Source organism: Burkholderia sp. JP2-270 (assembly GCF_003233675.1).
Lineage (GTDB): Bacteria > Pseudomonadota > Gammaproteobacteria > Burkholderiales > Burkholderiaceae > Burkholderia > Burkholderia pyrrocinia_C.
Genome location: NZ_CP029825.1, coordinates 1,189,723 through 1,212,084, shown reverse-complemented (window position 1 = coordinate 1,212,084; position 22,362 = coordinate 1,189,723). Strand labels below are relative to the sequence as shown.

Sequence of the window (22,362 nt, the reverse complement as noted above, 5' to 3'; positions counted from 1 at the left end):
GACCGCCAAATCCGGATCGCGGCAGGGCAGCACGGCCGCGTCAGGCGATCAGCGATCGAAGTGTCGGCGCGTGCCTGAATTGTCTGATTCGTTCGAGCGCCGACGCCTCGATCTGGCGAACGCGTTCGGCTGACAGGTTCAGTTGTCGGCCGATTTCGCGCAACGAATACTCGCTTTCGACGTCGATGCCATACCGCAAGCGAAGAATCCATGCTTCGCGCGCCGGCAGGTTGTCGATCAGCGTAGCAACCGCGGCGCGAAGCTGGCCGGCGCTCGCGGATTCTTCCGGGGTCGGCGCGTCGTGGTCGATCACGACGTCGCACAACGTGAGGTCGTGATCGGGCGAAACGGGCGTGTCCGCGGAGACCGGCTCGCGCACGATGCTCATCAGGTCGCGGACCTTGCCGACGGGCAGCTGCATCTGCGTGGAGAGCGACGGCGCATCGGCCGCATGGCCGGTCTGTTGCGCATGCGTTCGCGCAAGACGCGACAGCTTGTTGATCGCGTCGACCGTATGCGCGGGCACCCGTATCGTGCGGCCCTGATCGGCGATCGCATGCGTGATGGCCTGTCGGACCCACCAGGTTGCGTACGTCCCGAACTTGAAGCCGCGCCGGTGGTCGTAGCGCTCGACCGCCTTCATCAGCCCGATATTGCCTTCCTGGATCAGATCGAGGAACTGCAGGCCGCGATCGGGATACCGTTTGGCGATCGACACGACGAGCCGCAGGTTGCTCTGGAACAGCTTCTTCCTCGCGGGCTGTATCGCGCGATCGATGCGCGACAGTCGCGCGTCGATTGCGATCGCGATGTCGAGCGGCAGGCCCGGCTGGCCGGCAAGCTGCGCAAGCGCGGTTCGCGCTTCGATCAGCACCGGTGCGCGCCGCGCGAGCGCGGCGGCGCAGCCGGGATGCCCGGTCGTGCATGCGTCGAGCCATGAGCGGACGTCGTCGCACGGCGCGAACAGGCCGTGGTGCGGCGCATCGGTGAGGATGCCGGCTTCGGCCAACGTTGCCGTGATGCGTTTCTCGAGCTGGCGAGCCTGCGTCGCGCGTTCGCGAATTGCGCTGCCGATGCGCTCGATCGCCCGTGCGGTAAAGCGGATCCCGCCGGTCAGCACGGCGGCCTCGCGCATCAGCGACCGATAGCCGGCGGATGAGAAGCCTGCGGTGCGCAGCGTTTCGCTCATCCGCGATGCCAGCGCGGCGGCGCGGTCGAGCGATTCGGCGATGGCATCGCGCGATGCGGTGTCGTCCGGAAACTGGTCGGATTCGTCGTCCAGCGGCGACGAATCGAAATCCGGATCGGGCGCCGCGTCGCTCGCGGGCGAGTCCGCGGACATTTCCGCGTGCGTGTCGGAATCGCGGACGAACCCTGTCATATAGACGGAAGCGGCTACCTTGCCCGCACGGATGTCGGCGGCAATCGACGCGATGGCGCACAGCGCAGCCGGATCGCGACTCAGCGCGGCGATGCATGCCGCGCGACCGCTTTCCAGTTGAAGCGCGAGCGCGATCTCTTCTTCGCGTTCGAGCAGCGGTGTCGCGCCCATTTCGCGCAGATAGATCCGCACGGGATCGTTCGTGCGGCCCGCGAGCAGATCGGCGGTCGCGAGCGACGGCGATGCATCGGCGAGCGGCGCTGACGCGTCCGTCGCTCGCGCGAAATGACGATCGAACGTCCACACGCTTCGCGAGTCGACATGCTCGCGCATCTCGATGCCCAGCTCGCCGAGCATCGACGCGGTCGCGTCGAAATCCGCGTCTTCAGCCGCTTCGTCGGGCAGCGCATCGACGATTTCGCCGCGCGTCACGTAGCCGCGCTCGATGCCGAGTGCGATCAGCGCATGCAGATGCGCTGCGCGTTCGGCATCCGCGCCGCGATGCGGCGCGGCGTCGCCAGCGAGATCAGGCACGTTTCGCATAGACGTTGCACCAGCCTTCGGCGGCCACCGTCTTGCCTGCGAACATCGGGCACGTGCCGAAGGATTCGCCTTCGGCGCCCTTGTAGAAGCGGCAGTTCGCGCACGTCTGGCCTGCCTGATACTTCGGGAACTTGCCCGCGTCGACGGTCGTCGCCTTCGCGCGGTAGCCGAGCGTCTTCGCGGTCGCGTCGTTTTCGTCGACGGGCGGCGCGGCCGCGAATGCGCGGGTTCCGGCCGCGAGCGCGGCACACAGGCCGGCCGTCTGAATCATGAAGGTTCTGCGATTGCGGGAGATCATGTCGTTTTCCTGAATGAAATGAAAAGATAAAATCTGCCCCGCGCGACGGGAATGCTTCCCGGCGCGGCGGGTGGACCGAAACGAAAGGGGGCGGGAGCGTTACTTGCGCGGCCCGGCGATGAGCGGCGCCTTCGACGCGTTGGCGGCATCGGCGGTCAGTTTGGTCTTCGCCGCGTCGTAGCCGTTCGAGTAGAGCAGGAACGCCATCAGGTCCGAGTATTCCTGTTCGGTCATCTTGCCGGGGCGATCGGCCGGCATGTTGCTCGACATGTACTGGTAGATGCCGCCGATCGTGATGTGCGACTTGCCTTCGGGGGCGAAGGACTCCCCGCTCAGCGCGGGGGCGGTATTGCCTTCGAGCTGGTCGCCGTGGCATTTCGCACAGGCATCGGCATAGATCTTCTTGCCGTGCTGCACCTGCGCCTGCTCGAACGGCGGTACGTCGCTGCCTTCGTTGGCCGAAACCTTGATGAAACCGCTTTTTACCGGCTGCAAGGATGCGACCGACCCGTCGAGAAATCGGCCGGGTGCATGCGTACCCGTCGCTTGCGCGACCGTTTCCGGAAGTGCCCAGCTGCGCGTGAGCGCCGCGAGACGGCCGTTGCCGCTCATTCGCGACAAGGCCGCGTCGATGCGCTTCCGGAGGTCTTCCTTGCCCGGCCCGAATGCGAAAGACAGTTGCCACTCCGAGTACGGCGACGACGTGGCCGCGACCCGGAACTGCTGTTGCGGGTGCGCGCGCTTGTACGCGACGACGCTCGGATACCAGACGATGGCGCGCTGCGCGCGGCCGGCGGCGAGCGCGCCGATCGTCTGCTCGCTGGTGTTTTCCAGATCGAAGCGGGCGTTGGCCTGTTGCGCGGCGATCAACTGCGAAGGGCTGCCATACGTGGCCGCGATCGTTTCCTTGGCGCCGGACGATGCTCGCGCGTCGCGCAGCGACACGCTGACGTAGCCGGAGCGCAGATAGCCCTGCGAGAACGTCATTCTGGATCCCGACCCATCGGCGATCTCCGAGCGCGGGAAGCCGGCGATCACGTCGCAGTCGCGTTCGAGCGATTTTTTCAGCTCGCTGGCGGAGATGCCGTCGTCGCCGCCGTCGTCGTCGACGCCGCGCTTGTTGAACGATGCGGCGATGCCTGCGGTGCGGAACACTTCGCGCGCAACGGATTGGTCGAGCGCCGTGGTCGGGCTGCCGGGCAGCGTGCAGATGCGCACGCCGGCCGACGCGGCTGCCGGTGTCAGCGCCACGCCCACGGCGAGCAGACTGGCGACGGTAACGGGAGTGAGGCGAGTATTCATGATCGTGTTTCCGGTTGAAGCGGTTGGGGCGTCGCGCCCGCATCGGGCGCATGCGGGCGCGACCGGGGCTTGCTCCTGATCAGTCGAGCGCGAACACGTAGAGCGTGCCGCCGCGCGGAACGTCCTTCGCGATGTCGGCCATCGGCCCGCCCCAGATCGGGTTCGCGCCGCCGTAGCCGGCGAGCACGGCTACGTACTCCTTGCCGTCGACCTCATACACCGAAGGCTGCGAAATGATGCCGCTCGCAAGTTGCGGGCTTTCCCACAGCACCTTGCCGGTCGCCGTGTCGAACGCATACAGGTGGCCGTCGAGCGAGCCGCTGAACGCGAGGCCGCTCGCGGTGGTCGCGACGCCGCCGTTCCACGGCTTCTTCGACCAGTGGCTCCACAGCTTCTTGCCGGTGTTCACGTCGATAGCCGTCAGTTCGCCGTAGCCCTCGCTGCCCGGTTCGGGCTTGATCTCGAAACCTTCGCCGAGATACGGCAGGCCTTCCTGGTAGCTGACCGACTTGCCGGTCAGGTTCATGCACGCGTGCAGCGCGGGCACGACCGCGATGTTGCGATCCTGGTCGTACGAGATCGACCACCAGTTCTTGCCGCCGAGGAAGCTCGGGCACGTTTCGATCGTCGTGCCGGCCTTCGGGAACTTCGATTCGTCCTGGATCGGCTTGCCGTCGGCCGTGTAGCCGGTGACCGACGTCGCCTTCACGAACGGCGTCGCATAGATCAGCTTGCCGGTCGTACGGTCGATCGCGTGGAAGAAGCCGTTGCGGTCCGCGTGGATGATCGCGTCGTAGTCCTTGCCTTTGTACCGGATGTCAGCGAGGACGGCCGCATTCACGCCGTCATAGTCCCACGTGTCGTTGCTCGTGTACTGGTAGTGCCACTTGAGGTTGCCGTTCTTCGCGTCGAGCGCGAGCAGCGAGTCGGAATACAGGTTGTCGCCGGGGCGCAGCGCCGCGAGCCACGGGCCGGGATTGCCGACGCCCCAGTACAGCGTGCGGGATGCGGCGTCGTAGGTGCCGGTCAGCCATGCGGCGCCGCCGCCATGGCTCTGCATGCCGTCGGGCCAGGTCTCCGAGCCTTTCTCGCCGGAACCGGGGATCGTGTAGCGTTTCCAGACCTCCGAGCCGTCGTCCGGATTCAGCGCGGCGATGTAGCCGCGAATGCCGTATTCGCCGCCGGACGTGCCGACGACGATCGCGCCGTCGAGTGCGAGCGGCGCGAGCGAGAACGCGTAGCCGAGGCCCGGCTCGAACATCTGCTTCTTCCAGACGAGATTGCCGGTCTGTGCGTCGAGCGCCGCGACTTCACCGTTCAGCATCGCGATATAGACGTTCTTGCCGTACAGCGCGACGCCGCGGTTGACCACGTCGCAGCACGCCGTCTTGAACGATGCCGCACCGAGCTTCGGCTCGTATTTCCACAGTTGCTTGCCCGTCTTCGCATCGAATGCGTAGACGTTGTCCTTCGGCGTCGTCACGAACAGGTAATTGCCGTTGACGATCGGCGTTGCCTCGAAACCCTGCTTCAGGTCGGCGGGGAACTTGTAGGCCCACACCTGCTTGAGCGCCTTCGCATTCGACGTGTCGATCTGCTTGAGCGGAGAATGCGAGCGGCCGTTGTAGGTGCGGTAGTAGGTCAGCCAGCCCGGATCGCGCTGCGCATCGGTCAGCCGCTGGTAGGTCACGGCCGGGTAGTCCGCGGCCGCTTCGACGAGGCCGGGGTTCAGCGCGACGGCCGCTGCCGCCGCGATGCCGATCGTCGCCAGCCGGCTCGCTGAAGCCGAGAGTTTCTTCATGGTTGTCTCCTGAGTCATTGTGGTCGCACCGTCGCGAACAATTCGTCGCGCCGGCACGGGTGGGGTTCCGGGCCGAGTGCGATGCCGTTCACGCAAGTCGCATGCCATCGCGGCGAGAAGCCTGCGCGGCGCGGCACACCGGCGTATCGCGTGCTGTGCGGTGTCGGACGTGTCACGCGGCGGTGTCAACGAAGGTGTTGCATTCAGGTACACCGCCGCGCGCGAAGTGTTGCCAAACATGACAGGTGGCGTGACATCCGTGACAGTGCGGCCGCCGTATGCGCGCATGCAGCACGGAGACGATGCGCGGCACGGGCTGCGACGTCGGCATATACCGCACCGCGGTGCTGGCACGGTTATCGCAAGCTCGCTCCGCGACAACCTATCGCCGCTCGGTGCAGCGCACGCCACGGCGGAACACAAGGACGGAGACAACGGAAATGATCAGGAGGCCAAAGGCAGTCGGGCGAGGCAATGCGATGCGACGCGGCTGGCGTGCGTGGTACGCCGGCGCGATTTTCGGCCGGATTTTTGGCCCGACTCTCGGCGCGATCGCGCTGTTCGGCCTGTCGACGGCGGGCGTGCATGCGCAGGCGAATGCGGACGGCACGACGGACGCCAGGGCAGCGGCGGGTGCCGCCGCACCGCCTGCCGCTGCCGCCGCACCGCAAGCGTCGGCCGACATGTTGTCCGCTATAGTGGTCGTCGGCACGACGCCGCTGCTCGGAATCGGCACGCCGCTGTCGGAGGTGCCGGCGAACGTGCAGACGGTGCGAGCGGCGGACCTCGACGCACAGCACCGCGCGACGCTGACCGACTTCCTCGCCGCGAACCTGCAGAGCGTGACGATCTCGGACGCGCAGGGCAACCCGTACCAGACGGACGTCAACTATCGCGGCTTCACCGCGTCGCCGCTGCTCGGCACGCCGCAGGGCTTGTCGGTGTTCGTCGACGGCGTGCGCGTGAACGAGCCGTTCGGCGACGTCGTGAACTGGGACATCCTGCCGACGCAGGCGATCGACCGGATGCAGTTGATTCCGGGCTCCAACCCGGTGTACGGACGCAATACGCTCGGCGGCGCGCTCGCGATCACGACGAAGAACGGCAAGTCGAATCCGGGCGGCGAAGCGGAAGTGTCGGGCGGTTCGTGGGGCCGCAAGACCGCCGACATCGAGCAGGGGGGCACGCTCGGCTCGAACCTCGACTACTACGCGACCGCGAACGTCGCGAACGACGGCGGCTGGGCCGACCACAACGCGAGCCGCGTGCGGCAGGCGTTCGGCAAGCTGCGCTACACCGATGCGGACACGACGCTGTCGATCGCCGCGGGCGGCGCGGACAACGCGCTGTACGGCACCCAGACGATCCCGCGTTCGTTCGTCGACAACCGGAAGCAGGCATACACGTATCCGGACCTGAACCGCAACAGCGCCGGGTACCTGACGCTGTCGGGCGATCGCTTCTTCGGCGAGCACGTCGAACTGAGCGGCAACGCGTACTACCGGCACCTGCGCAATTCCAACCTCAGCAGCAACAACAATACCGACTACGGATCGATCGGCGCGGACGGCACGGCCGACACGGTGCAGGGCACCAACGCGCAATCGACGATCGTCACCGACAGCTACGGCGGCAGCCTGCAGCTCACGCTGCTCGGCAAGCTCGGCGGGATGTCGAACCAGCTGGTCGCGGGCGTCGCGGCGGATGTCGCGAACTCGAGCTACGTCGCGTCGTCGCAGGACGCGTATTTCACCGACACGCGCGCGGCGATCGGTATCGGCGATTTCGTCCTGCAGACGAACGCGAAGACTCGCAATGCGAACCTCGGTGTGTACCTGAGCGACGCGCTGTCGCTGACGCCGCACTGGACGCTGACGCTGTCGGGCCGCTACGACTGGTCGAAGTCGCAGATCGGCGACGAGAGCGGTTCGCAGCCGCTGCTCGACGGCAACCATACGTTCTCGCGCTTCAACCCGGCGGTGGGGCTCAACTGGAACCCGGTCGCGGGCTTCACCGCGTACGCGACCTACAACGAAGGGATGCGCTCGCCGACCGCGATCGAACTCGCGTGCGCGGACCCGGCCGCACCGTGCTCGCTGCCGAACGACTTCATCGCCGACCCGGTGCTCAAGCCGGTGATCTCGAAGACGTTCGAAGTCGGCGCGCGCGGCCGCATCGGCGCCGCGACGACCTGGAGCGCCGCCGCCTACCGCACGACGCTGACGGACGACATCCAGTTCATCAGCAGTCCCGCGAGCGCGCAGGGCTATTTCCGCAACGTCGGCGACACGCGGCGCCAGGGCATCGAGCTCGCGGGCCGCACGCAGCTCGGCCCGGTCGGCGTCGGGCTGTCGTACAGCCATGTCGACGCGACCTATCGCTCGTCGTGGACCGAACACAGCCCCGCGAACTCTGCCGCCGACGCGAACGGCAACGTAGCGGTCAAGGCGGGCGACCGCATCCCCGGCATTCCCGCGCACACGGTGAAGCTGCGGCTCGATTACGCGGCGACGCACGCATGGAACATCGGCGCGAACGTCACGTGGCGCAGCAGCGTGTATGCGCGCGGCGACGAGAACAACCAGGACGCGAACGGCAGGATCGCGGGCTACGTGCTCGTCGATCTCGACATGCGGTATCAGATCACGAAGCGCTTCGAGGTCTTCGCGAGCGTGACGAACCTGTTCGACAAGCGCTACGCAAGCTTCGGCGCGCTCGGCCGGAATTTCTTCAACGGGCCGAATCACACGTTCGACGGCGCGAATCCTGTCAACGAACCGTTCGTCGGGCCGGGCGCGCCGCGTGGCGCGTGGGGCGGCGTGCGCTATGCGTGGGATTGAGTGCCGAGCGGCTGGCTGCGCTTGCCGTTGCCTGACGACGTGAGCCGGCGCCGGGCCGTGCCCGACATGCGCCGTCACGTGAACGGCGCCGCCGCGAACATCGCATGCACCGCGCGGGCGACGCTGCGCGCCAATGCCGGGTCGCTCGCCAGATGTCCGGCAGGCACGCGTTCGATTTTGGCTCCGGGCGCGGCACGAGCGAGACGGGCGGCGTTGTCGACCGGGCAAACGGGATCGTGCATCCCGTGCGCGGCGAACAGCGGCACGCCTTCGCCAGCCGCCCGCCGCGCGAGTGCGAGCACGCGGCGTTCGCCGAGCCAGCAATCGCGTTGCAGGTAATGCGCCTGGATCCGGTACTTGTCGATCAGCCGGCTGACAGTCTTGTGCGAGCGGATCGCATGCGCGGGCGAGCGGCGTGTCTGCGACGACGCGAGGACGGCGTTTTCGTATGCGCGCCACGCGAGCGCCACCGCGCGCTGCCGGGCCGGGCCCGCGCCGGGGTGCAGCCGCCGCGCGCAGCATGACAGCAGACGATCCGGTTGGGCGCAGCCGGCCGTCGCACACAGGCGCTGCCATTCGCGGGGGGCACGCGTGCGGGACGTCGTGAACAGGCGGCGGACTTCGCGGGGCGACGTCAGGAACAGGCCGCGCAGCACGACGCCGGTCACCCGCGCGGGATGCGTGCCCGCATATGCGAGCGCAAGCGCGGCGCCCCACGATCCGCCGACGACGCCCCAGCGCGCGATGCCGAGCTGCTCGCGTACGGCCTCCAAATCGTCGATCAGCCGCGCGGTGCTGTTGTGACGCGTGCCGCCGCGCGGCGACGACGCGCCCGCGCCGCGCTGGTCGACGAGCACGACGCGTGTGCGCGCCAGGTCGAACAGGCGCAGGATGCCGGCCTGACTGCCGCTGCCGGGCCCGCCGTGCAGCACGACGACCGGGTGGCCGTGCGCGGCGCCGGCCACCGTGAACGCGATCGACTGTGCGTCGCGGTGCAGGCGCCGGTGAACGGGGGCGGTGGGCATGGCGGGTGATACAGGTGCGCGAGGCCCGGCAGGCAAGACCGGCATAGCGGGCGACGGCGTGAGTCGAATCGGGGTAGGCGTCATGTCGACGTGGCTCGGGCGGAATTGGGGACAACTGTCACTCGGTCGCGTGTGCGTCCGGGCAACCGCTGTGCTTGACCTGAGGCAAAGCCAGAACCGCGCCAGGCGCGAAGACCTGGGTTCGCACGGGTAGCCGCGAGCCGGGCAATCGCGATATTACGAAGACGAAGGCCGAACTGTCCGGCGGCACGATCTCGACCGATCGTTTCCTTGCATCTTGCTTTCGATTTGCGACGCATGACCGGCATCGGACGGCCCGTCCGCGCCGCGCCACTCGCGTGGCCCGATGCTTGCTTGTTATGACGGCAAAGAGTCCGGCAGATGACCGGAAGGATCCCCGGAGGAGACAATGCGCGATGACGTAGATCAGGCGGCCGGGACTCGGGCCGCGCATCCCGCCGGCTGGCCCGCGCCGTCGATCCAGAAAGCCCATGAGCGGTCCGAGACGTTCGGCCTGCAGGTATCGGCACGCCCCGACTACGACGTGCTGTCGAGCGCGGCGCTGGTGCTGAAGCGCGAGCAGAGCCGCGTGCTGTGCGTGCACGCGATGCCGGTGATGGAGACGCTGCACGAGCAGATCGTCAACACGCAGAGCATGATCGTGCTGACCGACGCGGAAGGCCTGATCCTGCATTCGATCGGCGACGACGATTTCCTGCGCCGCGCGGAGAAGGTCGCGCTGCGCCCGGGCGCGAACTGGGCGGAGAGCCGGCAGGGCACCAACGCGATCGGCACGGCGCTCGCCGAGCTGTGCCCGATGGTCGTCCACGGCGACCAGCACTTCCTGGCCGCGAACCGCTTCCTGACCTGTTCGAGCGTGCCGATCCTCGACCCGTACGGCGACGCGATCGGCGTGCTCGACGTGACGGGCGACCACCGCAGCTATCACCAGCACACGATGGCGCTCGCGAAGATGTCGGTGCAGATGATCGAGAATCACCTGTTTACGACGACCTTTCAGGAAACGCTGCAGGTGTCGTTCCATGGCCGTCCCGAGTTCCTCGGCACGCTGATGGAGGGGATCGTCGCGTTCACCGCCGACGGCCGCTTCCTGTCGGCCAATCGCAGCGCGCAGTTCCAGCTCGGCATGCCGCTCGCGGTGCTGCGCGCGCACACGCTGTCGTCGCTGTTCGACATCACGAGCGCGCAGCTGATCGACCGCATGCGCGCGAGTACCGACCGGCACCTGATGCTGAACCTCGGCACCGGCGCGGTGGTCTGCGCGCGCGTGCACTTCCGGCGTGCGACGCTCGCGGAAGGCAGCCGGCCGACGGACGTCCACGGCGCGGGCGCGCCGGCCGCGCGTGCGAACGCGGTACCGGCGCCGGCGGCGGGCACGTCGGCGGGCCTGTCGCGGCTCAACTATCTCGACACCGGCGATCCGCAGGTCGCGTGCGTGATCGCGAAGGTGCGCAAGGTGATCGGCAAGGACATTCCGATCCTGATCACCGGAGAGACCGGCACCGGCAAGGAACTGCTCGCGCAGGCGATCCACAACGACTCGCCGCGTCGCGACGGGCCGTTCGTCGCGGTCAACTGCGCGTCGATTCCGGAGACGCTGATCGAATCCGAGCTGTTCGGCTATGAGGAGGGCGCATTCACCGGCGCGCGCCGCAAGGGGGCGATCGGCAAGCTGCTGCAGGCGAACGGCGGCACACTGTTCCTCGACGAAATCGGCGACATGCCGTATCCGCTGCAGGTGCGGCTGCTGCGCGTGCTGCAGGAGCGCCTCGTCAACCCGCTCGGGTCGACGAAGACGATCGCCGTGGACATCTCGATCATCTGCGCGACGCACCGCGACCTGCGCGACATGATTGCGCAGAACCGCTTCCGCGAGGATCTCTACTACCGGCTGAACGGCCTCGTGGTGCGCCTGCCGCCGCTGCGCGACCGCACCGATCTCGCGGTCGTCGTGCAGAAGATGCTGCAACGGGAAGCATTCGCGGGCACCGACCGGCCGCCGCTCTCCGTCGCGCCGGAAGTGATGGCGCTGTTCGTGCGCTGCACGTGGCCCGGCAACTTCCGCCAGCTCGGCAACCTGCTGCGCACGGCGGCGGCGATGGTCGACGACGATGGCGAAATCCGGCGCGAGCACCTGCCGGACGATTTCTTCGACGACCTGCGCCGCGGCGATGCGCCGGCCGAGCAGGGCGCGCCCGAGCCGGCCGCCGCGCTCGCCGCGGAGGCATTCCCGCCCGCAGACGCGCGTTTGCAGGACGTCGCCGCGTCCGCGATCGCCGCCGCGCTGGCCCGTCACGGCGGCAACGTGTCGGCCGCGGCGCGCGCGCTCGGCGTGTCGCGCAACACGATCTACCGGAAGATGCCTGCGGCCGACGCGGAGCGCCAACCGTCCGACGAAAGCTGACGCGCCGGCCGCGCGATCGCGATCGCGCGGCCGACGCACTGCGCGCGATCCGTCACTGCCGGTGTGTCAAGTTGCAACACCCGTTGCAACACCGGTGTTCAACGATTCAACACCTGTCACCGCCCCCGCGCATCGTGCCGCCGGGGCGGTGAATCGCGTCCGCGCGAATCGTGTCGGCTAATCGTAAGGATTTCGTCCCGATGCCTGCGCGACGGCCATGCGCCGCCGTCGCGCAGGCAAAGTGCGGCTTCGGCACGCTCCTTGCTGAAGAGGAACCGACCGCCAGATTGCCGCGGTTGTCGGACTCACCGACGCGACTCACCAACTCAACCAGGAGACACATCATGCAGTGGACGACCCCGTCTTACACCGACCTGCGCTTCGGCTTCGAAATCACGATGTACATCGCCAACCGCTGATCGTCGCGATGCGCCGTCCGTGCCGCGATGCGCGGCGCGGACGGCCTCGGGAGCTGACGCCCATGAAGATCAAGATACTCGGCTCGGGAGCCGGCGGCGGCCTGCCGCAGTGGAACTGCAATTGCGCGAACTGTCGCCGCGCGCGCAGCGGAAGCGGCCATGTGCTGCCGCGCACGCAGTCGTCGCTCGCGGTCAGCGCGGACGGCATCGACTGGATCCTCGTCAACGCGTCGCCCGACATTCTTTCCCAGTTGCGCGCGAATCCGGATCTGCAGCCGGCGCGCGCGATCCGCGACAGCGGCATTGCCGCCGTCGTGCTGTGCGACGCGCAGATCGATCACGTGACCGGCCTGCTGATGCTGCGCGAGCGTTCGACGCCGCTGCCGCTCTACGCGAGCGCGCCGGTGCTCGACGACCTGTCGACCGGGCTGCCGCTCGTGCCGCTGCTCGGCCACTACTGCGGCGTCGATGCGCACACGATCGCGCTCGGCGAGCCGTTCACGGTGCCGGCGGCGCGCGGGATTCGCTTCACCGCGATTCCCGTCGACAGCAAGGCGCCCCCTTATTCGCCGCGACGTGCATCTGCCGTACCCGGTGACAACATCGCACTGTCGATCGAAGATGTCGCGAGCGGCCGGCGCGCGTTCTATGCACCGGGGCTCGCGGCCGTTTCCGACGACGTGCGCGCGGCGATGCACGGCGCCGACCTCGTGCTGGTGGACGGCACGTTCTGGACCGGCACCGAGATGATCGACCTCGGCCTGTCGAGCAAGCACGCGGCCGACATGGGGCATCTCGCGCAGTGCGCGGAACACGGGCAGCCCGGCATGATCGACTGGCTCGACATGCTGCCCGCGCGCACGCGCAAGGTGCTCACGCACATCAACAACACGAACCCGATTCTCGACCCGCATTCCGTCGAGCACGCGCACCTGCGCGCGCATGGCATCGACGTCGCGCACGACGGCATGCAATTCCAGGTCTGACCATGAACGCACCGATCCCCGCTACGGCGTTGCACGCAACGCCCTGGACCGCGACCGAATTCGAGGCGCGCCTGCGCGCGCTCGAATCGCGCTATCACATCCATCACCCGTTCAACCGGCGGCTCAACAGCGGCGCGTGTTCGCCCGCGCAGATCCGCGGCTGGGTTGCGAATCGCTTCTACTACCAGATCAACATCCCGCTCAAGGATGCGGCGATCCTGTCGAACTGCCCCGATCGCGATACGCGGCGCCGGTGGATCCAGCGGCTGATCGATCACGACGGGCAGGGCGACAACGAAGGCGGGATCGAGGCGTGGGTGCGGCTCGGCGAGGCGTGCGGTCTCGATCGTGCCGAGCTGTGGTCGCTCGAACACGTGCTGCCCGGCGTGCGTTTCGCGGTCGACGCGTATGTGAATTTCGCGCGGCGCGCGCCATGGCAGGAAGCCGTGTGCTCGTCGCTGACGGAGATGTTCGCGCCGCAGATCCATCTCGACCGGCTCGCGGGCTGGCCGTCGCACTACCCGTGGATCGAGCCGGACGGGCTGCATTACTTCCGCAGCCGCGTGCCGCTCGCGCAGCGCGACGTCGAGCACGGGCTTGCGGTCACGCTGCAGCATTTCACGACGCCGGATGCGCAGCAGCGCGCGCTCGGCATTCTGCAATTCAAGCTCGACATTCTGTGGTCGATGCTCGACGCCGTCGAAAAGGCCTACCCCGTATGAACGCGATCGATGCCGCCAGCGGCGTGCCGCTGCGCCCCTGCCTGAGGGGCATGTACCGCCTGCAGTGGGAGGTGGCCCAGGATGCCTACGTGCTCCTCTATCCGGAAGGAATGGTCAAGCTCAACCCGAGCGCGGCCGAGATTCTCGTGCGCTGCGACGGCACGCGCGAGCTCGACGACATCATCGGCGAACTCGAGTGCCTGTTCAGCACGTCGGACCTTGCTTCCGACGTATACCGCTTCCTCGATCACGCGCGGCTGCGCGGCTGGCTCGACTGACATGGCGCCCGACACTTCCCGTCCGTCCGCACCGTTGTGGCTGCTCGCGGAACTCACGTACCGCTGCCCGCTGCATTGCGCGTTCTGCTACAACCCCGTCGACTTCGCGACGCACGGCGCCGAGCTCGACACCGATGCGTGGCGCGCGGTGATAAGCGACGCGCGCGCGCTCGGCGCCGCGCAGATCGGCTTCTCGGGCGGCGAGCCGCTGCAGCGCGGCGACCTCGAGACGCTCGTCGCGCATGCGCGCGGGCTCGGCTTCTACACGAACCTGATCACGTCGGGCATCGGGCTGAACGTCGCGCGTATCGAGCGGCTCAAGGCGGCCGGGCTCGACCACATCCAGTTGTCCCTGCAGGATTCGAAGCGCGAGCTGAACGATTTTCTGACCAGCACGCGCACGTTCGAGCTGAAGCGCGACGTCGCGCGGCTGATCAAGGCGCACGGCTACCCGATGGTGCTCAACTGCGTGCTGCACCGCTACAACCTGCCGCACGTGGGGCAGATCATCGAGATGGCGCTCGATCTCGGCGCCGATTACCTGGAGCTCGCGAACACGCAGTACTACGGCTGGGCGATGTTGAACCGCGACCAGCTCATGCCGACCGTCGAGCAGGTGCGCGAAGCCGAGGACACGGTGAACCGCTATCGCAAGCTGGTCGGCGAGCGCTGCCGGATCCTGTTCGTCGTGCCCGACTATTTCGAGGAGCGCCCGAAGGCGTGCATGAACGGTTGGGGCTCGGTGTTCCTCGGTGTCGCGCCTGACGGTACCGCGCTGCCGTGCCACGCCGCGCGCTCGCTGCCGGGGCTTGCGCTGCCGAACGTGCGCGACCGGTCGCTGAAGGAAATCTGGTACGACAGCGACGCGTTCAACGCGTTTCGCGGCGATGACTGGATGCGCGAGCCGTGCCGCACGTGTGACGAGCGGCATACGGATCACGGCGGCTGCCGGTGTCAGGCGTACCTGCTGGCCGGCGATCCGAAGGAGGCCGATCCGGTGTGCGCGAAGTCCGCGCATCACGGCCAGATCGAGCAGGCGGTGCAATTCGCGCGACGACCGGCGCCGCGCGACGAGCAGCCGCTGGTGTTTCGCAGCAAGGAGAATTCGCTCGCGCAATGCGGGGCGGCGTGCGACTGCTGACGGGATACGGCGACGACGGCTTCGTCACCGATCCCGCGTCCGCGCGGCAACCGTCGCGCCAGTAGCGCAAGAAACGCCTTCCCGCAGCCAGCGAAATCCGGCACCGAAGTGAACGGGCGCTGACGCATGCTATCGCGCGCTCGCCGGCAACGAACGGGTGTTCCCCTTCCAGATACGACACGAGCGGCGACGAGATCGATCGTCACCGCCCACGTGCTGTCGCGCCGCGCGGGCGTCGCTCCCGGCCGACTTCAAGCCACCTGGCAAAGCGAACGAAATCGAACTGCGACATCACCCATCGTCGGCCTTCGCCTGCAGATCCTTCAACCCCTGAATCACGACCAGCAGTGCGCGCCCGTGCTCGTCGGAGCCGTCCCATGCGTCGACGATCGCGTCGCGCAGCAGGTCGTTATAGCGGCGGCGCGACGGCCCGGTATCGACGCCATAGAAACTGCATAGTTTATTGAATGGCGCGCTGCGGCGCAGTCGATGCCCGTTCGACAGCCTCAGGCGCGACACGGTTGGCTGGCTGACCCCGGAAAGTCGCGCAATTTCGCTGGACGAGCGAGTATCTGCCATCAGGCGGCGCAACAGGTCTTGAACGGGAAAATCTTGGTCCGGGGCTTCCATGCGATGCATTATACCTATACAGTTACGGCTGTTGAATGGGCTTCCTGTCACCAGCGAGGCTGTATCCCGAGAAAGTTGATGACGCTGAAACACCTCCCACCCACGTTCTGCTGGACCAAGATCGGTACCGAGTCCGGTGAGGAACTGCCGACCGTCGTGCTCCGCAAGGAATGGGAGCGCCGGCTCGGGGGCGGGCGTTTTCTGTGGGGCATCAACCAGCCGCTCGGCAGCAGCGCGCAAGTCGCCGCGCATCGCACCGGCTCGCTGCTCGCGCTGTTTTCGCCGGTCGCGTCGCGCCCGCGTGCGGGCGAGCGCAAGGATGCGCTGCTGTGGAATGCATGGATCGATGCGAGCGGTCAGGTGCGGCCGCTTCCGCCGCACACGTTCATCGCGAGCCGCTCGACGCTGCCGTCGGGCCGTCGCCGCGAACAGCACTACGCGCTCGTGTGCGCGTCGTCCACCGCGCTGACGGTCGGCACGCAGTTGCGCGTGTTTCCCGATCACTTGCGCAGCGTGAGCACCGGCAAGCCGCTCGGCGCCGCACAGGGCGCGGCCGTGGTCGATTGCGTCGGGCGTGCGAAGGAGCAGACGGGCAAGAGCTATCCGCTCGCGCTGTCGGTCGAGCTCGAAGCGCCGTATTTCGTGCGGCTCGCGCAGCCGTGCGTGCTGAAGGCGCGCGATCTCGCGGAAGTGAACAAGGCGACGCGCGCAGGTGATTTCGATCGCTTCGTCGAGCTGGTTGCGCGCTTGCGCGGCCGTTCGCCGACGGATGCCGTGCGCGGCGTCACGCGCGACCTGTTCGACGTACCGCCGATCGAAACCGCGGCCGCTTACGTCGCACCCGCGCATGCGGCGCGATTGCGCAGCCGGCCGGCGGTCGAGCATCCGCGCGATCTCACCGGCGATCTGTTCGACCTGTCGCCGGGCGAGGCTGCTGCGTTCGGTGGCCTCGCGCATCCGCGTATCGGGCGCGCGTGACGACAAGCGCGGAGAAGATTGCGCAAGAATTTGTTGCAATCTCGCCGTAGCGGATCGGCGAGCGCAGGGGGACAATCGGCACGAAGCGCGCTGCGCGGCGGCCGATGCGTCGACGATCGATGGGTCGTGGTTCACGCCGCCGACATGCGTACCACGCACACTGAGCGTCGGCTTGCTTCACACTGCAATCCTGAGGGAGAGGTGTCGATGTCGACCCATATCTGTTCGCGGGAAGCCCGGGCCGCGCAACGCTTCGTCGAAGCGACGCGCAACGTCGATCAGGCCTTTCGCGCCGTGCGCGGCGAAAGCGACGATGACGTCTCGTCGGCCGAATACGCACGCGCGATGTCGCGCCTCGATCGCGCGCTCGACGAGTTGGCGCGTGCGCAGGAAGTCTTCGATCGCGTGGTGAGTGCCGACGCGGCGCGCGGCAACTGATTCCGCCGCTGCCATTTTTCTGCGCGTCGAGCGACGCGCTTTCGTCATCTTGCCGGGCGTGCCGCCCGGCATGTCAGCCGTTCATTCCTTCCCGACTTCAGACCTTGCGGCCTTCGACCGGATAACCGGGATCGGTGTAGCCGTGCGTCGACGCGTGGCCGGGCGGCACGAGCGAATCGACGAACCGTTCGTCGTCGGGGCCGAGCTCGAGCGTCAGTGCATCGATGTAGCTGTCCCAGTGCGCTTCGGTGCGCGGCCCCGCGATCGTCGAGCTGACGATGCGGTTCTTCATGACCCACGCGAGCGCGAACGCGACCGACGTCGTGCCGCGCGCGGCCGCATGCGCGGCCACCTGCTGCGCGATGCGCAACGATTCGGGCCGCCATTCCGTCTGCTGGATACGCCGGTCGCCGCGGCCTGCACGCGAATCGGCGGGCGGCTGCGCATCGACCGCGTATTTGCCGGTCAGCACGCCGCGCGCGAGCGGGCTATACGGCACGACGCCGATCCCGTAATGCGCGGCGGCCGGAAGCTGTTCGACTTCGGCCGTGCGATCGACGAGGTTGTACAGCGGTTCGCTCGCGACCGGACGATCGATGCCTAGCTGATCCGCGAGGCGCACGATCTCGGCGATGCGCCAGCCCTTGAAGTTCGACAGCCCGAAGTAGCGCACCTTGCCTTGCCGGATCAGGTCGGCCAGCGCGCGCATGCCTTCGTCGAGCGGCGCGTCGGTCAGCGCACGATGGAAATAGAGGATATCGATGTAATCGGTGCCGAGCCGCTTCAGGCTCGCGTCGACCGATTCGAAGATCCATTTGCGCGACTGGCCCTGCCGGTTCGGCCCCGCGTCCGGTCCGGCCGGATAGCCGAACTTCGTCGCGACGACCCAGCTGTCGCGACGCGGCGCGATTGCTCGGCCGACGATTTCTTCCGAACGGCCGGCGTGATAGACGTCGGCCGTATCGATGAAATTGACGCCCTGGTCGAACGCCTTGTCGATGATGCGTGCCGACGTCGCTTCGTCGGTCTCGCCGCCGAACATCATTGCGCCGAGACACAGCGGCGACACCTTGAGCGCGCTGCGTCCGAGATAGCGGTAATCCATGGGGGGCTCCATGCGGGCGCGGGCCCGCCGGTTGAAGGAAGGGGCGTCGTGCCTATGCGCCGGCTTGGTCGAACACGCGCTGCGCGATCGGCAGCGCCGAGCTCGCGGTCGGCCAGCCCGAGTAGAACGCGAGGTGCGTGATCGCTTCGATCAGCTCGTCGCGCGTGAGGCCGTTGTCGAGCGCCTTCTTCAGATGGAACGGCAGCTCGTTTACGCGATACAGCGACACGAGGCTTGCGACCGTCACGAGGCTGCGATCGCGCGGCGACAGGCCGGCGCGCTGCCAGACGTCGCCGAACAGCACGTTGTCGGTGTAGTCGGCGAGGGCGGGCGCGATGGCGCCGAACGCTTTGTGCGCGGCGGAAGTCGGTTCGGACATCGAGGGCTCCGGGAGACGTTGGGGACACCGACGATGGTAGCGACGGATGCGCCTATCGATAATCCCCGATAATTCGCATGCACTTATCGAGCTGATTCATGAATCGCGGCTCGTGGCCGACGCCTGCGCAGCTCATGCACGGTAGCGCAGCGCATCGACGATCACCGCGAGCGCGCGCGACGATTGCCGCCGGCTCGCGTAATACAGATGATGGCCGGGGAACGTCGGGCACCAGTCGTCGAGCACGCTGTCGAGGCGGCCGGCGGCGACATGCGGCGCCGCGAGTTCGGCGGGCAGATATGCGAGCCCGTAGCCGGAGAGCGCCGCGTCAAGCATTTCGTATGTACCGTTGAACGTGACCTGCCCGTCGACGCGCACCTGCAGCGTGTCATCGCCGCGCGCAAGCTCCCACGCGTACAGCGCGCCATGTGTCGGCAGGCGCAGGTTGATGCGGTCGTGCGCGACGAGATCCTGCGGCGACGCAGGGCGTTCGCGTTCCGCGAAATACGCGGGCGCGCCGACGATCGCCATTTTCAGGTCGGGCGAGATGCGCACGGCGATCATGTCCTTCGCGACCTGGTCGCCAAGCCGGACGCCGATGTCGAAGCGCTCTGCGACGATGTCGGACAGCCCGTAGTCGGTCACGAACTCGACCTTCAGGTCGCGGTAGTCGCGCAGCACCGGCGCGAGCTTCGGCCACAGCAGCGTGCGGATCATGTAGTCGGTCGCGTTGATGCGCACGGTGCCGGCCGGCTTGTCGCGCAGTTCCGCGAGCGCCGACAGCTCGGCCTCGATTTCGTCGAAGCGCGGGGCGAGGTTGCGCAGCAGCCGCTCGCCGGCTTCGGTCGGTGCGACGCTGCGCGTCGTGCGCGTGAGCAGCCGCACGCCGAGGCGCGTTTCGAGCGAGCGGATCGTATGGCTGAGCGCGGATTGCGACACGCCGAGCTGGGCGGCCGCACGCGTGAAGTTGCGCTCGCGCGCGACGGCGATGAAGGCGAGCAGGTCCGCAAAGTTGTCGCGCGGCATGGAAGGCGTCGGGTAGTCGGTGCCGGCGCATCGTACCACCGGTTCACCGGGCCGCGCGGCGACGCGGCGCGCGCGTCAGCCCGCGCGCGTCATGCCCGGCGCAGGGTTCGCGGGATGGAACGCGTAGCCGCGATGCTGGAACGACGCCGCGAAGAACTGCATCTGGTAGCGGATCGCATTCGCCCAGTAATCCCACGTATGGCCGCCGGGCCGTTCCGCGTAGTCGTGCGGCACGCCGAGCGCGACGAGCCGTTCGTGCAGCGTGCGGTTCGAGCCGACGAACGCGTCGTCGCGGCCGCAATCGATCGTCACGTCGAGATGCGCGCGCACGAACGCGCGTGCGCTTTCGACGATCGCATTGCGGTTCCAGAACGACGGATGGCGTCCGGGATCGCCGAACACGTGGTCGATGCCCGGCTCGTCCTCGCAGCAGCGCGGATCGACCGCGCCGCTGATGCTGCCGACCGCGCCGAACGTGTCGGGCCGGTCGAGCGCGATGCGCAGCGCGCCGAAGCCGCCCATGCTGAGCCCGGTGATCGCGCGGGCGCGCTGCGTTGCGATCGTGCGGAAGTGCGAGTCGACATAGGACACGACTTCGTCGCCGACGAAGGTTTCGTAGCGGCTGCCCGAATCGAACGGGCTGTCGATGTACCAGCTTTCGTGTCCGCCGTCGGGCATCACGAGGATCACGCGGTAACGGTCGGCCAGTGCGGCGATATGCGTGTTCGACGTCCAGTCGGTATGGTCGCCGCCCGAGCCGTGCAGCAGATAGACGACCGGATAGCGTTCGCCGTTGCGGTTGGCGCGTGCGTAGTCGTCGGGCAGCACGACGGTCGCCCTGAGCGTCTCGCTCATCGCTGCGCTCGGGATCGCGACGACCCGCGCATGAAACGCGAAGGCAGGGCTCGTGACGGCGAGCAGCAGAAGCAGCCAGAAGGTGCGTGCCAGGTGCATCGATCCTTGCATGTGTCGACCCTGTCCGGCGCCGGAGCACCGGGAAAACCCTGTTCGGACGACTCTAGCAACCGCACCTTTCAACCATATTTCGGCCAATCCTACGGGTTTGTCAGGCGGGCGGCGCGTCCGTGATGCGCGCGACTGCGTCGCGAAACGCGTCGGGCCGCTCGGCCGGCAACAGGTGCCCGCAGCGTTCGATCGTGTCGAAGCCGGTGCAGCGCGCGAGCGCCCAGTCCGGCACATGCCAGCCCGCGCGCGAACGTTCGCCCGCGACGAGCCAGACCGGATGACGCTCGAACACCTGCGCGAGCGCTTGCAGGTAGCCCGGAACGCCTGTCGTCGCGACCACCGAGCGGCCCATCGCGCGCAGCGTCGACGCCGGCTGATGCGCGAGCCAGCGGCGTGCGTCGTCGAGCATGCGCGGCGACGGATCGTCGATCGCGCCACGCAGCCAGTCGAGCGGATCGGCGCGCAGGCGGTCGAGCATCGCGTCGGCTTCGCCGGGCGTCATGCGGCCGACCGACGCCGACCAGAACGCATCGTCGAGCGTGAAATTGCCTTCGACGTTGACGATGCGCCGCACACGCTCGGGGTGCGCGTGCGCGAACAGCATCGCGATCGCGCCGCCGACCGAGTGGCCCACGATATCGACGGGCTGCGGGCCGAAATGCGCGTCGATGGTTTGCCGGACATGTTCGACCTGCGCGGCGAGCGTGATCGCGTCGAACGGCGCCGCGCGATGCGCGCCGTAGCCGAGCAGATCAGGAGCCAGGTGCGGGCCGCTCCATCCGTGCACGTCGAACGTGCCGATGAAACCGTGAATGAAGACGACGGGGGCGGGCAGGGTCATTGTGCGGGCGCGGACGGAAGGGGCGGCAACTCGAGTTCGGCGAGCAGTTCGTCGAGTTCGAGCACGTGCGTGCGGTCGTGGTCGAGCAGTTCTCGCACGAGCTCGTCGAGCGACATGCGGCGGATGCCGTCGCGCAGCCCGCAGCGCGCGAGCTGAGCGGGTTCCAGCGCGGCGGCCGTTGCGCACAGCGCGGCGCGGCCGGTGCGGAATGCCGCGACGGCGCGGTCGAGCGGCTGCGCGAGATAGTCGCGCTGCGCGGCGAGTGCGGTGCCGTCGACCGACGCGATCACCGGCAGTTCGACCGTGCGCACCGCGTCGATGCGTTCCGCGAACACCGCATCGAGGTCGCGCAGGTGGCAGGCGTGTTCGACCAGCGAGAAGCCGGTGCCGGCCGGGCGGCGCGTCCACAGCGCGGCCGGCACGTGCGCGGCATACGCGGCGAGCCGGTCGGGCATGCGGGCCAACTCGGCGACGACGTCGGCGAACGGCAGCGTTTGCGGATACGCGCTGAACACCGCGCCATAGCTGAACAGCGAGCCGCCGAGCCGCCCGCGCGCCTGCACGACGTCGTGGCCGTGGCGGCGCATGACTTCCGCGACCATCGCGCCGCAGAACTGGCGGGCCGTCGTATCGGCTTCGATTTCGGGGAAGTTGCGCGCGATCTCGTGCTGGATCGCGCCGATCGCGGCGACGCCGACGCGCGACAGCGCCGCGAACTCCGGATAGCGCTCGGGCTGTGCGATCAGTGCTTCGAGTTGCGCGCCGAGCGCGGTCGTACGGAAACGGTCGAAACGGGAATGCATGACGAACGGGCCCT

At 68.0% G+C, this 22,362-nt stretch carries 21 protein-coding genes; 9 read left to right on the top strand and 12 right to left on the bottom strand.

Features of this window, described 5'->3' with window-relative positions; translation table 11 throughout:
• Nucleotides 1-40: 40 nt before the first annotated feature.
• The 4 genes from DM992_RS23390 to DM992_RS23375 form a co-directional block, all read right to left on the bottom strand.
• Nucleotides 41-1,924 (bottom strand): sigma-70 family RNA polymerase sigma factor, encoded by a 1,884-nt coding sequence (locus DM992_RS23390; RefSeq protein ID WP_111018839.1) that lies wholly within the window; start codon nt 1,922-1,924, stop codon nt 41-43.
• Nucleotides 1,908-2,222 (bottom strand): high-potential iron-sulfur protein, encoded by a 315-nt coding sequence (locus DM992_RS23385; RefSeq protein ID WP_111018838.1) that lies wholly within the window; start codon nt 2,220-2,222, stop codon nt 1,908-1,910. Before DM992_RS23385 ends, DM992_RS23390 begins: the two co-directional genes overlap by 17 nt.
• Before the next feature lie 99 nt (nt 2,223-2,321).
• Entirely contained in the window at nt 2,322-3,524 is a 1,203-nt protein-coding gene (locus DM992_RS23380; RefSeq protein WP_111018837.1) for a transporter substrate-binding domain-containing protein, read from the bottom strand.
• Between the two features lie 79 nt (nt 3,525-3,603).
• On the bottom strand, nt 3,604-5,325 hold the full coding sequence (locus tag DM992_RS23375) for a methanol/ethanol family PQQ-dependent dehydrogenase (RefSeq protein ID WP_111018836.1): 1,722 nt from the start codon (nt 5,323-5,325) through the stop codon (nt 3,604-3,606).
• A gap of 440 nt (nt 5,326-5,765) precedes the next feature.
• On the opposite strand from DM992_RS23375, the gene DM992_RS23370 reads away from it, so the two are divergent.
• A complete protein-coding gene (locus DM992_RS23370; protein ID WP_111020358.1) occupies nt 5,766-8,165 on the top strand; it encodes a TonB-dependent receptor in 2,400 nt (799 codons plus the stop codon).
• Nucleotides 8,166-8,239: 74 nt separating this feature from the next.
• Here DM992_RS23370 and DM992_RS23365 read toward each other — a convergent pair whose 3' ends face one another.
• On the bottom strand, nt 8,240-9,190 hold the full coding sequence (locus DM992_RS23365) for an alpha/beta fold hydrolase (RefSeq protein WP_239511432.1): 951 nt from the start codon (nt 9,188-9,190) through the stop codon (nt 8,240-8,242).
• Between the two features lie 430 nt (nt 9,191-9,620).
• Between DM992_RS23365 and DM992_RS23360 the strand changes: the two genes are divergently transcribed.
• From DM992_RS23360 to pqqE, 6 genes are all read left to right on the top strand, one after another.
• Nucleotides 9,621-11,636: a sigma-54-dependent Fis family transcriptional regulator gene (locus tag DM992_RS23360; RefSeq protein WP_111018834.1), complete on the top strand. Its 2,016-nt coding sequence runs from the start codon at nt 9,621-9,623 to the stop codon at nt 11,634-11,636.
• 344 nt (nt 11,637-11,980) lie between these two features.
• Nucleotides 11,981-12,055, top strand: coding sequence for a pyrroloquinoline quinone precursor peptide PqqA (gene pqqA, locus DM992_RS23350; RefSeq protein ID WP_006485436.1), 75 nt, complete (start codon nt 11,981-11,983; stop codon nt 12,053-12,055).
• 62 nt (nt 12,056-12,117) lie between these two features.
• Entirely contained in the window at nt 12,118-13,041 is a 924-nt protein-coding gene (pqqB, locus tag DM992_RS23345; protein WP_111018832.1) for a pyrroloquinoline quinone biosynthesis protein PqqB, read from the top strand.
• Nucleotides 13,042-13,043: 2 nt separating this feature from the next.
• A complete protein-coding gene (gene pqqC, locus DM992_RS23340) occupies nt 13,044-13,763 on the top strand; it encodes a pyrroloquinoline-quinone synthase PqqC (RefSeq protein WP_034180786.1) in 720 nt (239 codons plus the stop codon).
• Entirely contained in the window at nt 13,760-14,041 is a 282-nt protein-coding gene (gene pqqD, locus DM992_RS23335) for a pyrroloquinoline quinone biosynthesis peptide chaperone PqqD (protein WP_034180785.1), read from the top strand. The genes pqqC and pqqD overlap by 4 nt, the downstream gene beginning before the upstream one ends.
• 1 nt (nt 14,042) lies before the next feature.
• Entirely contained in the window at nt 14,043-15,182 is a 1,140-nt protein-coding gene (gene pqqE / locus DM992_RS23330) for a pyrroloquinoline quinone biosynthesis protein PqqE (RefSeq protein WP_111018831.1), read from the top strand.
• A gap of 291 nt (nt 15,183-15,473) precedes the next feature.
• Here the strand turns inward: pqqE and DM992_RS23325 are convergent, their stop codons facing one another.
• Nucleotides 15,474-15,812 carry a helix-turn-helix transcriptional regulator gene (locus DM992_RS23325; protein WP_034180783.1) on the bottom strand — a complete coding sequence of 113 codons (339 nt, stop codon included), beginning with the start codon at nt 15,810-15,812 and terminating at the stop codon, nt 15,474-15,476.
• A gap of 78 nt (nt 15,813-15,890) precedes the next feature.
• Here DM992_RS23325 and DM992_RS23320 point away from each other — a divergent pair, with 78 nt between their 5' ends.
• Entirely contained in the window at nt 15,891-16,790 is a 900-nt protein-coding gene (locus DM992_RS23320; RefSeq protein ID WP_111018830.1) for a hypothetical protein, read from the top strand.
• A gap of 207 nt (nt 16,791-16,997) precedes the next feature.
• The gene (locus DM992_RS23315; protein ID WP_111018829.1) at nt 16,998-17,228 is read left to right on the top strand and encodes a hypothetical protein; all 231 of its coding nucleotides are present in this window, start codon (nt 16,998-17,000) and stop codon (nt 17,226-17,228) included.
• Between the two features lie 97 nt (nt 17,229-17,325).
• Here DM992_RS23315 and DM992_RS23310 read toward each other — a convergent pair whose 3' ends face one another.
• From DM992_RS23310 to DM992_RS23285, 6 genes are all read right to left on the bottom strand, one after another.
• Nucleotides 17,326-18,333 (bottom strand): aldo/keto reductase, encoded by a 1,008-nt coding sequence (locus tag DM992_RS23310; RefSeq protein ID WP_111018828.1) that lies wholly within the window; start codon nt 18,331-18,333, stop codon nt 17,326-17,328.
• 52 nt (nt 18,334-18,385) lie between these two features.
• The gene (locus DM992_RS23305; protein ID WP_111018827.1) at nt 18,386-18,712 is read right to left on the bottom strand and encodes a carboxymuconolactone decarboxylase family protein; all 327 of its coding nucleotides are present in this window, start codon (nt 18,710-18,712) and stop codon (nt 18,386-18,388) included.
• A gap of 132 nt (nt 18,713-18,844) precedes the next feature.
• On the bottom strand, nt 18,845-19,738 hold the full coding sequence (locus DM992_RS23300) for a LysR family transcriptional regulator (RefSeq protein WP_111018826.1): 894 nt from the start codon (nt 19,736-19,738) through the stop codon (nt 18,845-18,847).
• Between the two features lie 75 nt (nt 19,739-19,813).
• Nucleotides 19,814-20,692, bottom strand: coding sequence for an alpha/beta hydrolase family protein (locus DM992_RS23295; protein ID WP_204356179.1), 879 nt, complete (start codon nt 20,690-20,692; stop codon nt 19,814-19,816).
• Nucleotides 20,693-20,804: 112 nt separating this feature from the next.
• Nucleotides 20,805-21,545: an alpha/beta hydrolase gene (locus DM992_RS23290; RefSeq protein ID WP_111018824.1), complete on the bottom strand. Its 741-nt coding sequence runs from the start codon at nt 21,543-21,545 to the stop codon at nt 20,805-20,807.
• Nucleotides 21,542-22,348, bottom strand: a complete 807-nt coding sequence (locus tag DM992_RS23285; RefSeq protein ID WP_111018823.1) for a DinB family protein — start codon at nt 22,346-22,348, stop codon at nt 21,542-21,544. Before DM992_RS23285 ends, DM992_RS23290 begins: the two co-directional genes overlap by 4 nt.
• Between the last annotated feature and the right edge of the window lie 14 nt (nt 22,349-22,362).

Bases quoted from the DNA above. Each gene is read 5' to 3' on its own strand.
- DM992_RS23380 (WP_111018837.1), bottom strand. From the start codon at position 3,524: ATGAATACTCGCCTCACTCCCGTTACCGTCGCCAGTCTGCTCGCCGTG.
- pqqE (WP_111018831.1), top strand. From the start codon at position 14,043: ATGGCGCCCGACACTTCCCGTCCGTCCGCACCGTTGTGGCTGCTCGCG.
- DM992_RS23325 (WP_034180783.1), bottom strand. From the start codon at position 15,812: ATGGAAGCCCCGGACCAAGATTTTCCCGTTCAAGACCTGTTGCGCCGC.
- DM992_RS23365 (WP_239511432.1), bottom strand. From the start codon at position 9,190: ATGCCCACCGCCCCCGTTCACCGGCGCCTGCACCGCGACGCACAGTCG.
- DM992_RS23375 (WP_111018836.1), bottom strand. From the start codon at position 5,325: ATGAAGAAACTCTCGGCTTCAGCGAGCCGGCTGGCGACGATCGGCATC.
- pqqB (WP_111018832.1), top strand. From the start codon at position 12,118: ATGAAGATCAAGATACTCGGCTCGGGAGCCGGCGGCGGCCTGCCGCAG.
- pqqD (WP_034180785.1), top strand. From the start codon at position 13,760: ATGAACGCGATCGATGCCGCCAGCGGCGTGCCGCTGCGCCCCTGCCTG.
- DM992_RS23360 (WP_111018834.1), top strand. From the start codon at position 9,621: ATGCGCGATGACGTAGATCAGGCGGCCGGGACTCGGGCCGCGCATCCC.
- DM992_RS23285 (WP_111018823.1), bottom strand. From the start codon at position 22,348: ATGCATTCCCGTTTCGACCGTTTCCGTACGACCGCGCTCGGCGCGCAA.
- DM992_RS23370 (WP_111020358.1), top strand. From the start codon at position 5,766: ATGATCAGGAGGCCAAAGGCAGTCGGGCGAGGCAATGCGATGCGACGC.
- DM992_RS23310 (WP_111018828.1), bottom strand. From the start codon at position 18,333: ATGGATTACCGCTATCTCGGACGCAGCGCGCTCAAGGTGTCGCCGCTG.
- DM992_RS23385 (WP_111018838.1), bottom strand. From the start codon at position 2,222: ATGATCTCCCGCAATCGCAGAACCTTCATGATTCAGACGGCCGGCCTG.
- DM992_RS23295 (WP_204356179.1), bottom strand. From the start codon at position 20,692: ATGCACCTGGCACGCACCTTCTGGCTGCTTCTGCTGCTCGCCGTCACG.
- DM992_RS23300 (WP_111018826.1), bottom strand. From the start codon at position 19,738: ATGCCGCGCGACAACTTTGCGGACCTGCTCGCCTTCATCGCCGTCGCG.
- DM992_RS23390 (WP_111018839.1), bottom strand. From the start codon at position 1,924: ATGCGAAACGTGCCTGATCTCGCTGGCGACGCCGCGCCGCATCGCGGC.
- DM992_RS23290 (WP_111018824.1), bottom strand. From the start codon at position 21,545: ATGACCCTGCCCGCCCCCGTCGTCTTCATTCACGGTTTCATCGGCACG.
- DM992_RS23315 (WP_111018829.1), top strand. From the start codon at position 16,998: ATGTCGACCCATATCTGTTCGCGGGAAGCCCGGGCCGCGCAACGCTTC.
- DM992_RS23320 (WP_111018830.1), top strand. From the start codon at position 15,891: ATGACGCTGAAACACCTCCCACCCACGTTCTGCTGGACCAAGATCGGT.
- pqqC (WP_034180786.1), top strand. From the start codon at position 13,044: ATGAACGCACCGATCCCCGCTACGGCGTTGCACGCAACGCCCTGGACC.
- DM992_RS23305 (WP_111018827.1), bottom strand. From the start codon at position 18,712: ATGTCCGAACCGACTTCCGCCGCGCACAAAGCGTTCGGCGCCATCGCG.